This window comes from Streptomyces sp. 142MFCol3.1 (genome assembly GCF_000424945.1).
In the GTDB taxonomy this organism is placed as follows: Bacteria; Actinomycetota; Actinomycetes; order Streptomycetales; family Streptomycetaceae; genus Streptomyces; species Streptomyces siamensis.
In genome coordinates, this window is record NZ_AUKV01000070.1 from 1 (window position 1) to 10,252 (window position 10,252).

14 protein-coding genes are annotated in these 10,252 nt (G+C 67.1%); 3 read left to right on the forward strand and 11 right to left on the reverse strand.

The window, feature by feature from the left end; all coding sequences use genetic code 11:
• Nucleotide 1: 1 nt before the first annotated feature.
• Together H305_RS0142865 and H305_RS0142870 are read left to right on the forward strand one after the other, a co-directional pair.
• Nucleotides 2-601 carry a TetR/AcrR family transcriptional regulator gene (locus tag H305_RS0142865; RefSeq protein WP_028805412.1) on the forward strand — a complete coding sequence of 200 codons (600 nt, stop codon included), beginning with the start codon at nucleotides 2-4 and terminating at the stop codon, nucleotides 599-601.
• A 130-nt stretch (nucleotides 602-731) separates the two neighbouring features.
• Entirely contained in the window at nucleotides 732-1,766 is a 1,035-nt protein-coding gene (locus H305_RS0142870) for an alpha/beta fold hydrolase (RefSeq protein ID WP_028805849.1), read from the forward strand.
• A 258-nt stretch (nucleotides 1,767-2,024) separates the two neighbouring features.
• Here H305_RS0142870 and H305_RS53805 read toward each other — a convergent pair whose 3' ends face one another.
• The 9 genes from H305_RS53805 to H305_RS0142910 all read right to left on the reverse strand — a co-directional run bounded on the left by H305_RS53805 (nucleotide 2,025) and on the right by H305_RS0142910 (nucleotide 8,267).
• Nucleotides 2,025-2,183, reverse strand: a complete 159-nt coding sequence (locus H305_RS53805; RefSeq protein WP_158690695.1) for a hypothetical protein — start codon at nucleotides 2,181-2,183, stop codon at nucleotides 2,025-2,027.
• Nucleotides 2,184-2,321: 138 nt separating this feature from the next.
• Nucleotides 2,322-3,041 carry an SDR family oxidoreductase gene (locus H305_RS0142880; RefSeq protein WP_037767347.1) on the reverse strand — a complete coding sequence of 240 codons (720 nt, stop codon included), beginning with the start codon at nucleotides 3,039-3,041 and terminating at the stop codon, nucleotides 2,322-2,324.
• 660 nt (nucleotides 3,042-3,701) lie between these two features.
• Entirely contained in the window at nucleotides 3,702-4,595 is an 894-nt protein-coding gene (locus tag H305_RS0142885) for an alpha/beta hydrolase (RefSeq protein WP_028805852.1), read from the reverse strand.
• Between the two features lie 26 nt (nucleotides 4,596-4,621).
• Nucleotides 4,622-4,858: a hypothetical protein gene (locus H305_RS0142890; protein WP_158690696.1), complete on the reverse strand. Its 237-nt coding sequence runs from the start codon at nucleotides 4,856-4,858 to the stop codon at nucleotides 4,622-4,624.
• An 85-nt stretch (nucleotides 4,859-4,943) separates the two neighbouring features.
• Nucleotides 4,944-5,810, reverse strand: a complete 867-nt coding sequence (locus H305_RS53810; RefSeq protein WP_051371606.1) for an alpha/beta fold hydrolase — start codon at nucleotides 5,808-5,810, stop codon at nucleotides 4,944-4,946.
• Nucleotides 5,811-5,838: 28 nt separating this feature from the next.
• Nucleotides 5,839-5,970: a hypothetical protein gene (locus tag H305_RS55920; RefSeq protein WP_267880821.1), complete on the reverse strand. Its 132-nt coding sequence runs from the start codon at nucleotides 5,968-5,970 to the stop codon at nucleotides 5,839-5,841.
• Between the two features lie 398 nt (nucleotides 5,971-6,368).
• Nucleotides 6,369-6,770 (reverse strand): tautomerase family protein, encoded by a 402-nt coding sequence (locus H305_RS0142900; protein WP_028805854.1) that lies wholly within the window; start codon nucleotides 6,768-6,770, stop codon nucleotides 6,369-6,371.
• 152 nt (nucleotides 6,771-6,922) lie between these two features.
• Nucleotides 6,923-7,633, reverse strand: coding sequence for a flavin reductase family protein (locus H305_RS0142905; protein WP_028805855.1), 711 nt, complete (start codon nucleotides 7,631-7,633; stop codon nucleotides 6,923-6,925).
• A gap of 208 nt (nucleotides 7,634-7,841) precedes the next feature.
• The gene (locus H305_RS0142910) at nucleotides 7,842-8,267 is read right to left on the reverse strand and encodes a nuclear transport factor 2 family protein (protein ID WP_028805856.1); all 426 of its coding nucleotides are present in this window, start codon (nucleotides 8,265-8,267) and stop codon (nucleotides 7,842-7,844) included.
• Between the two features lie 286 nt (nucleotides 8,268-8,553).
• Between H305_RS0142910 and H305_RS0142915 the strand changes: the two genes are divergently transcribed.
• Nucleotides 8,554-9,021 (forward strand): winged helix-turn-helix transcriptional regulator, encoded by a 468-nt coding sequence (locus tag H305_RS0142915; RefSeq protein WP_028805857.1) that lies wholly within the window; start codon nucleotides 8,554-8,556, stop codon nucleotides 9,019-9,021.
• Nucleotides 9,022-9,070: 49 nt separating this feature from the next.
• Here the strand turns inward: H305_RS0142915 and H305_RS49710 are convergent, their stop codons facing one another.
• Nucleotides 9,071-9,481 (reverse strand): GNAT family N-acetyltransferase, encoded by a 411-nt coding sequence (locus H305_RS49710; protein WP_158690697.1) that lies wholly within the window; start codon nucleotides 9,479-9,481, stop codon nucleotides 9,071-9,073.
• Between the two features lie 170 nt (nucleotides 9,482-9,651).
• Nucleotides 9,652-10,251 (reverse strand): TetR/AcrR family transcriptional regulator, encoded by a 600-nt coding sequence (locus H305_RS0142925; protein ID WP_028805412.1) that lies wholly within the window; start codon nucleotides 10,249-10,251, stop codon nucleotides 9,652-9,654.
• Nucleotide 10,252: the final 1 nt, after the last annotated feature.

The following is a 10,252-nucleotide window of genomic DNA, read 5'->3' on the forward strand; positions in this document are numbered from 1 at the left end:
CATGGTGACCAAGATCGAAGCCAGGGCGTTGACGCGCGAGCGGCTGCTCGATGCGGCCAATGAGCTCTTCTACGGTGAAGGCGTGCAGACCGTCGGCATCGATCGCGTGATCGAACATGCTGGGGTGGCCAAGGCGTCGCTGTACAAAGCATTCGGGAACAAGGAAGGCCTTGTCTGCGCCTACCTCGAACGCCGCTTCGAGCGCAGGAAGGAGCAGATCGCCCGCACCCTGACTCGTTTCCGCACTCCGCGCGAGCAGCTGCTCGGCGTCTTTGACGCGCTGGGCGAGGTATTCACAGATCCTCAGTTCAACGGCTGCGCCTTCGCGCGGGCGTCCGCCGAAGCGAACCAGGACAGCGCCATCCGCAAGGTGGCCGACGACTACCGCGCATGGCTGCGCGACCTGCTCACCGAACTGGCCGCCGCGTCCGGGTACACCGACCCCGAGACGCTGGGCCGCCAACTCCTCCAGTTGTACGACGGGGCGGAACAGTCCGCACGCTTGGACCGCGACCCCTCCGCGGCAACGACCGCCCGAGCCGCGGCAACCGCCCTGCTGAATGCCGCACCACTGGTGGCGGCTGCACCCACCGGGCAGTGACTCCGCTAGGTACGAGACGACCTGCGGTGCGAAATCTTCGGTAAGTGCTTTGCCGGATCGAGGGGGGAGAAACCGTATCTCGCACGTCTAGTGACGCACATCGAGATACCGACTCCAAGCAGGTACACCAATGAGCATCGGAACAGCAAAGACCAACAGGCTCATCACGCTCATCGCACTCATCGCGGCGTTGATAGCCATCATGGCGATCTCCATCACCTCGAGCTCCGGAGCATGGAGTGAGAGCCGCCAGCACGGCTCGACGGCAGCGCCGTCACCGTCGGCTTACCCGCAATCAAAGCCACCCGCTGGCTTTCAGTCCAAGTACGCGGAAGTAAATGGCTTCCGCATGCACTACATGCGGGGCGGCAAAGGCTCACCTGTCGTACTGATCCACGGGTTCCCTCAGACGTGGGCCGAGTGGCGGCAGCAGATGGGCCCGCTCTCCAAGACTCACACCGTGATCGCCGTCGACCTGCGCGGCACAGGCAACTCACAGGTCACCAAGAGTGGTTACCAGGCCGCACAATTGGCCAAGGACGTGCATCAGCTGCTGAAGCAGCTGGGTCTCAACAACGGCATCCAGGTAGTCGGCCATGACGTTGGCGTGTGGGTCACCTACGCCTACGCGGCGCAGTGGCCGTCGGAGGTGCGCCGCGTGGCCGTGATGGAAGCCCCCATCGCGGATGACAGGGCCTTCACTTACCCCGCTTTGAACGCTGACCCGAAGAAGCCCTCGCCGTGGCACTGGGGCATGTTCCAGCTGCCTCTCGCCGAACACCTCATCGCCGGTCACGAGCGTGTCTTCGTCCAGGATTTGATCACCGAGTACCTGGCAGGCAACAAGTCACCGTTCACACCGTCGGACTATGACTACTACGCCCACTTCCTGAAGGAGCCCGGCCGCACGACGGCCTGGATGGACATATACCGTCAGATCCGCACGAACGTTCAGCAGAACAAGGAGTTCCTGGCCCAGGGCAAACTGAAGATGCCCGTCCTCGCCATCGGCGGACAGGATTCCTTTGGTGGATTGATCGCCGACCAATGGCGTGACTACGCAGTGAACGTCGGCGGACGCGTCCTGAAGAATTCGGGACACTTCGTGACAGAGGAGAAGCCACAGGAAGTGACAGCCCTGCTGCAATCCTTCCTGCAGAAGTAAGTCCTGAGGCCGCCACGGCATGCCCGTGCTCTGCGAGCACGGGCATGCCGTGGCGGCCGATGTGGACACTGACGGTCGTGACGGCCAGAGCAACCGGCGCGTCACCCTCTGCTGAGAGACGACGTGGGGCCTTTCACTACGGGCGTGCCGGGGCAGATGCCCAATCAGCGGCACTCCGGCACGCCCGCGGTTGGTCCGCCGGCCCCGCTACGACCACACCACCACCGCCGGTGCTGCGTCAACGGACTGCGTATCGGGTCAGTAGGCGACGGAACCGTACTCGTAGCCGATCTGGAACTGCAGGTAGAACTTGGTGCCGTCCTTGACGTCGGGTGCGGCAAGCCCCCAGGCGCCGCCGTCGATCGAGCGCCAGGCGTTGCACGACCGTATAGGTCCCCGCGTCCCGCGCTCGTGCAAGAACCCTCCCCACCGGTCCCGTACGCCCATCAGGCTCAAGGCACCACACCCATCCCGGCACGGGCCCAGCCAGACCGTGAAACGAGCCACAGCCCTCGCCGGACACGTCTCCGCGAACAGCAGCAGGGCTGAACAAGTTCAGGCACTGTTGCGGCCGATGCTCGCGCCGCCGTCGACACGCAGGATCTGGCCGGTGATGAACCCCGCCTTCTCGGAGAGCAGGAAAGCGATGGCGGCTGCGATCTCGTCCGGGCGCCCGAACCTTCCCATGGGAACCGTGGCCAGGTAGCGGGCTGCTGAGGCCGACCCGGGCGGGTTGTTCGCCCGGAACAACTCGGTCTCGGTGGGACCCGGGGCGACAGCGTTGACGGTGATCCCGTGGGTGGCGAGCTGTCCGGCCCAGCCTCGCGTCAAGAACTCCAAGGCTGCCTTGGCCGCCCCGTAGGAGTTCCGGTCGGGCAGCCCCAGGGTGACCAGGCTGGTGACGTTCACCACGCGGCCCCAGGACCGCTCCAACATGCCTGGCAGGACGGCCTGGACGATCTGGACCGCGGTGCGCACATTCATGTCGAGGACCGCGTCGAGATCGGACAGCGCTACCGCTCCGACCCGCGCCGCCCGAACCACCCCCACATTGTTGACCACGGCCTCGACCGGTCCCGCGCTCATCACCTCCCCCAGAACCTGATCGGTGGCCACACGGTCGGCAAGATCGGCTTCGTGGAAGTCGCCGGGAAAGAACCGCGGCGCGCTGCGCGCGATACCCACGGGGGTATGGCCGTCTTCTGCAAGTTGCTCGGCGAGCGCGCGGCCAATGCCCCTGGACGCGCCTGTGATCAACACTCGCCTGCGGGTCATGGAGTTACTCCCCTTACTGCGCTGGTCCTCGCATCGATTGCTTGCGTGGGGGGCGTGCGACCATTGACCACCGTGAGGACCTGCTGGCAAGGCCCCGGCAGCCGGCCCCGGAGGTGTGCACCGCCGACGGAGGGGTCCCCGCGGCGCGGGGCACCGCAAGGTGCGTTCCTAGGTGCCGCATCCGTGGGCGAGTCCCCAGACCAGACGTGACCGGTGATCTCCTACGGGCCGGCCTGAACGCGTACCACGCGGACGCGGACCGGACCCGCCAAGAAGCACCGCGGCCGCGGTGGTGCAGCCGCGGGCCGTGCAGTGCCGGACGTAGAACCGCAGCGCCCAAGGCGCTGACCCTCTCCTGCTCAACAAGCGCAATCGCCTCATCCGATATATCGGACGCGTTCCGCTGCTCACCGTACGCTCCACGCGCGCCGCTCTCATGTATGAACGCGGCGCCGGGGTCAACCGGGTCTCCCCCACACCGCCGTTGCTCGTGGTCGGCGAACACGACCCACTCGGCCCTGGCCGCCTACGAGCGGGCGCTGGAGCCCAAGCGGCCGGCCCTGCTGCCCGGCGGCCACTTCGACCCCGAACATGTCCGGGTTCAAGGAGTCGCGCGCTACGGCTCTCGACTGGTCCGCCGCCACCTTGCCCAGGGCCCCCTCAGTTCAGGTGTTCCCGGAACCACTCGACGGCGGCGCTGCTCGCTTTGTCGAACTGGGTGGTGTACGGGTCGAAGTGGCCGCCCGGGATCGTCCGCAGTCGCTTGGGCTCCAGTGCGCGCTCGTGGGCTGCGAGGGCCAGGTCGGTCACGGTGATGGTGTCGTTGAGCGCGACCACCATGAGCAGTGGTGTGGGCGAGACCCGGTTGACCCAGATCCCGGGCTCGTACATGCGCGCGGCCCGCGTAGAGCGGACCGTGACCTCGTTCTCCCACACACCGTCGGGCTTGGGCTGGAGGTAGAAGTCGATGGCTTCCTGCGTCCGGTAGGACGCCGGCACCGCCGGGTCGCTGTCGACGACGGCCAGGACGTGGGGGGCCTCGCCCCGCAACTGGGCGCGCTCGTCCTCGGAGAATCGCTCCTCCAGAGCCGCGGCGGCCTCGGGAGGGACGCGGCGCCGGCCCTGCTCGAAGCCGCTGATGGTCGGCACCTGGGCGACCACGGCCCGCAGTCGGCGGTCGGTGGCGCCGAGCACGATCGCGTGGCCGCCGGCGTAGCTGGTGCCCCACAGGCCGATCCGCTCCGGATCGACCTCGGGGAGGCTCTCCAGGAAGGAAATGGCCCGCCTCCAGTCGGCAATCTGCCGCCATGGGTCGACATCCTGACGCGGCCGGCCATCGCTCGCCCCGAAGCCGCGGTGGTCATGGACCAAGACGACGAAGCCGTTCTCAGCGAAGGCCCGCGCGAACGGCTCGAGGCCGAGTTCCTTGACCGCGGCGTAGCCGTGAGCCATGGTGATCGCCGGATGCGGGCCCGGGCCGTCCGGCAGGAAGAGCCATCCACGCAGCTGTACCGCGCCGTCGGCCTCGAACTGGACATCTTTGCGCTGAATCATGGAACGACCTTTGAACAGGCAGGGCTTCAGCCCTGGTGGACGTAGTTGGCGTCGATCTCGCCGCTGGCGGGTACCCGGTTTCGGAGAGCGGCGCCCGGCGGCCTGGTGGTGGATGGCGGCTCGGAGGCCTGGCCGTTGCACTCTTGGTCGATGACGCCCGCCATCGGCAGGCCGTCGAACGGTGACCTCCCACTTCCGGGAGGTTCGCGGGCCGTGGGCGCTCTCCCGGGGAAGCGGAACAGCCCGTAGATCGCGCTCGCCACGGCGATCACCTTTTCACCTGGGTCACGGCCGTCCGCCCGACGGGTTATGACTCTCGCCGCCAGGACCTCGTGCTCGGTGAGCCCTTCACCCGATGCCGCCGCGGACTGCTGCACCTGGGCGTTGGCCCACCCCTGCGGACGGGAACGTGTTCGAGGCGGGCGCGATGTCGGTTCCGCGGGCCTCGGCGAGGAGGCTGTTGAGGTGGGTGGCGACGTCGGCCGACTGCTCGATGTGGGCCCAGTGGCCGGCCTCGGCCACCGATACCGCTGTCACGGCGGTGAAACGGGGCGCTATCGCGTCGTTGACCATGTCCTCGGTGACGAACCCATCGCCCTCGCCGCGGATGATGAGCACCGGGCCGGCGTAGCTGCTCGGCCGTTCGCCGTGGGGGTGTCCGCTGTTCCAGCAGTCGGCGAGGGCACGGATGACCTCCGGACGCAGATGCCGCCCGGTCGCCACCAGCCGATCGAGCTCGGCCTCCGGGAACGCCGCGGACAGCTGTTCGCGTACGCTCCGCTGCGCGTCCTCGTTGCCCCCCAGCGAGCGGAACTGCTCGATCGTCTCGTCGGGCAGGTGCACGCCGGAGAGGGGGACCGGGGTCACCAGCACGAGTCCGCGAGCCCGGTCGGGGCGCTGCACCGCGACCAGCTCGGCAACTGCTGCGCCCATGCTGTGACCGACGATCACAAAGGGTTTGCCCAGGGCGTCGACCACCGCCCCCACCTCCTCGGCGAACCGGTCGTAGGTGTAGGGCCCCTCCACCGCGTCACGGTCGCCGCAACCTGCCAGGTGAAGTGTGACGCACTCGATGCCGAGTGTGGTGAGCCGGGAGATCACGCGGTCCCAGGCGTACTGGTCGTCGAGGAAGCCGTGGACGAACACCACAGCCAGGTCCCCCGCTCCGATGCGCCGATACCGTACGTCGGTGTCGCCGACACGTTCCGTCTTCATGTATGTCCTCACTGTCCAGGACCGGACGTCACCCCTGGAGGCGCCAGTCCTGAGTCTCGATGGGGAAGTTGTTCGGATGTGCGTCCACACACCGCATCCGGTGGATCTCGTCGTCCAGACCTGCGGCTCCAGAACGCGACGCGTCCGATCGGCTGGCCACGGCACTGTCCTCGAATCGCGGAACAGAACACACCCGGCCTCGCGCCGGGCGGCCTCCGCGACGGCTTCGGGACCGCCGGGGCCACCCGAGGGCCGACGGGATGATGTGGTCGGGACGCAGCTCCTCGCGAGCAGGGGGCCAGGCATCCGCGGGGGCGGATCCCACGCCTGGCGTGACGCTTGAGCCGCGGACGCGGAGGGGGCGGCCGGCCAGGGCCTCTTCCAGGTGCCGGTACGTCCCGCCCGGTGGGTGCCTGCGGCGATGTCCCGCTTGACCACGATCTTGACGATCGTGGCGCCCCTCGCTCCCACGCCCGGTATGCCCGCGCGCTGGTCGTCGAGGGTCCGCCCGGTCAGACCGGCGGCGTTGCACAGGGCCACGGTCCGGGACCACGGGGTTCACCAGCGTGGAGCCCTATCGGCCAGCTGCAGTTCGCCTCTCCCGAACGAGAAATTTTCGTTCGGAACCGGGATCAACGCGATGAAGATGTCGTCAGGCGAGACACCGAGCGACTCGACGACCAGCCTGTTGATGGCCGCGGACACCGCCCGCTTGTCCTCCAAAGGCCGATGGGCCCCGAAGAGAACCGTGATGATCATGGCGTCCGAGCTGCGCTGCATGCCCATGAACGTCGGGTCGAGGAACAGTTCGTCCTCGCCGTGTTCGCTGATGGTGATGAAGCGGTCGCCCTCGGGGATGCCAAGCCCCTGCACCAACGCCTGGTTGAGCGCGTCGGCGAGCGCACGCTTCTCCTGCGACGAGAAGCGGTTGGCGGGGATGTGGGCGTTGAAAACCGGCATGAGGTGCTCCTTTGGGGAGTGCTGTATCGGGATGCTCAATCGTTCGGAGGGGTGGTCGAGGCCCCAGGTATTGCGTCCTGCCGGCCTGGGTCTCGGCGGCGATCGGCGCGAACGTGCGCGGCGCCCTGCGGCTGGGGTGGGCATCGGTGCTCTCAGGCCGTGGTGGCTCCGGAGGGCGACCACTCGGCGCTGTCCACCGGCGACCATCCGTCCGGACGCTCGTCGAGGCGGTGGCTGCGCTTGCCCAGACGCTCGCTCAGTACCCCCGTCGGAAGGGGGGTGACGAACGCATTGTCGGCCAGGGTGTACTCGGCGGCGAGGCGGCCGACTGCCGGAATGGCAGCGGTGTCGATCCGTCCGTTCTGGAAGTAGACGTCGTCCCGGATGTGGAAGCGCACGACCTTGCCCCAGACGACGTGGTCGTTGACGTCGCCGACCTGCACGATGCGCTCAAGCGTGCATTCCATGGCGATCGGGGAGTCCTTCACACGCGGCACCTTGACCACTTCACAGGCTTCTTTGGTCAGCCCGACCTCATCGAACTCGTCCTGGGAGCCATCGAACTCGATCGCACTGCGATGCATCTCGTGGACCTGCGGAAGTGTGACCAGGTTGGTGACGAACTCACCGCTGTCCCGAATGTTGACGAGTGTGTCCTTCAGCGTCCCGTCCGATCGTGGCTGCAGGGTCAGGGAAACCATCGGGGGTATCCGGCTCACTACGGTGAAGAACGAGATCGGCGCCAGATTGGCGACACCCGATGTCGACAAGGTGCTCACCCAACCGATCGCGCGCGGCGTTATCGACCCGATGAGGAGCTTGTACGCGGATCTCGCGTCAAGTTCGTCGCTGTTTATGATCATGTTGATGACCTCTCTGGCATGCACGGCGGCGTATCACCGGTGAAGGTGCGGCCGGTGCGGGTGAGACCGATCTGCGTGGCCAGGGCGCAGCGCGCGCTTGGCCGCGGTCGGCGCCGAGCCGTCCACCTTCCCTGCCCGCCCATCGGCCGCCAGCGTCACGGTAGGACCGGGGGTTTCCTTGGGACAGGGGCGCCGCGCCGTCGCGGAATCAGTTGGCTGCGGAAGGAAAGGACTCAAGGCCCTCGATCACGTCGCGCCCCTTGGCAGTGTCGGCGTACAGCCGCGCCTCCGTGATCAGTCCGTCGGTCACGGTGAAGAGCAGGAGATGCTCGTTCTCCATCGTGCGGCCGTTCTTCGCCTTCGCTCGGGCCCGTACCGGGACCACCACATGTGACCCTGCGTCAAGAACCGCATGTAGGTCGTAGTTGAAGTACTCGTAGTAGTGGTCGTAGAGGTCCTTGTAGAAGGCCACGAAGCCCTCCCGCCCATGGAAGGTCCCGCCGTAGGGCAGCGAGGCGGGAAAGTGGAAGACCACGTTCGGCGACATCAGAGCCACCAGGTCGGACGAGTCGTTTTCCTCAAATCCGGTATAGGCGCGGCGACAGGCATCAACGATCGTCTGGTTGTTCGACATGCTCTCTCCATGCTCAAGACTGAGTGCAATGCAGGGTGAACGTACGTTCACCCACCTGGTCCGTCCCGTGATACGCGGCGGCACCCAAAGTCAAAGGGGCGGGGCCGTTCGGCTCGTCAGGCGCACAGCGGGCGGAACTGACAGGGCCCGGGGCGGTCACCGGACGGCTTCGCGGGCCGACGGTGCAGAAGTGCGGTCAACGGCCTGCTGATAGCTAAGTTTCCCTCTGGAACTCAGAAAGTCAAGGCTGAGTTCCACATGAAAACCCTGGAGGTATCCTGACGGCATGGAGTGGCATGAGCTTGATCTGGACAATTGCAGCGTCGCCGCGACCCTGAGACTGATCGGCGAGCGGTGGACGCTGCTCATCCTGCGCGAGGTCTTCGCCGGCCTTCACCGCTTCGACGAGATCGCGGAGCACCTCGGGGTCTCCCGTCGGGTCCTGACCGAACGCTTGCGGCAACTCGTCGACGCCGGCTTGCTGGAGCGCCGCAACTACCAGGAGGCCGGACACCGCGCGCGCCAGGAGTACCACCTCACGTCGCCCGCTCACGACCTGCAGTGGGTTCTGGCCGCCCTCTTGCAGTATGGAGACACACATCTCGGCGGCCCGGAGGGCCCGTCAGCACTGCTGAAGCACGCCGGCTGCGGCGGCCAGGTACACGTCGAGCTGCGCTGCTCCTGCGGGCAGGAGGTCTCCGGCTCCGAGGTGAGGCCGCTCACCGGCCCCGGGGCCGTCAGGCTGTCTCCCTGACGGCAGCCCGCTCCTCAACGATCACCCCGCATCCACCGGCCGGCAGGCATCACCTCGTTGCGTGGGACGGCGGAAGTGCGGGGAGAGGCGTCGGATCGAAGTGACTCCACCGGAATTCCAGGCCGTCGGGCCGGCGGAGTACACGGTGCTCCGGCGCCAGGACACGGAGGAGCGGCTGGGCGCGGTCGTTGGTGGCGAGCACGGACGCCTCGAAGAACGCAATGCCACGCTGAAGCGCGCCGCCCCTCAACCTGATGAGCAGGTCCCGTGCAATGCCCTGACGCTGCCAGGCGTCTGCCACGAGCACGCTGACCGCAGCGAGCCGAGGGACCTCGGACGTAGCGGCGTAGCGTGCCACACCGATGATCTCGTCGCTGTCCAGGGCAACCGGCGCTTCCCGGGGGTCGTGGTCGACGTCCAGGAGCTGATCATGGAGACCTTCGCTCAGCTCGTTCAGCACTCCGTGGAACCGCATATAGCGGCTCTGCTCGGACAGGCGCGGACAGAGGTCCCGCAGGCGTTGCCGGTCGTTGTTTCACACTGGCCGCGCGATTACGGTGAAGCGCGCCATCGATCCGGCACAGCACTTGCCGTGATCTCGCACCGCCTGCCATCTGCTGCTCCTCGGAGTCACTGCCCGGTGGGTGCAGCCGCCACCAGTGGTGCGGCATTCAGCAGGGCGGTTGCCGCGGCTCGGGCGGTCGTTGCCGCGGAGGGGTCGCGGTCCAAGCGTGCGGACTGTTCCGCCCCGTCGTACAACTGGAGGAGTTGGCGGCCCAGCGTCTCGGGGTCGGTGTACCCGGACGCGGCGGCCAGTTCGGTGAGCAGGTCGCGCAGCCATGCGCGGTAGTCGTCGGCCACCTTGCGGATGGCGCTGTCCTGGTTCGCTTCGGCGGACGCCCGCGCGAAGGCGCAGCCGTTGAACTGAGGATCTGTGAATACCTCGCCCAGCGCGTCAAAGACGCCGAGCAGCTGCTCGCGCGGAGTGCGGAAACGAGTCAGGGTGCGGGCGATCTGCTCCTTCCTGCGCTCGAAGCGGCGTTCGAGGTAGGCGCAGACAAGGCCTTCCTTGTTCCCGAATGCTTTGTACAGCGACGCCTTGGCCACCCCAGCATGTTCGATCACGCGATCGATGCCGACGGTCTGCACGCCTTCACCGTAGAAGAGCTCATTGGCCGCATCGAGCAGCCGCTCGCGCGTCAACGCCCTGGCTTCGATCTTGGTCACCATG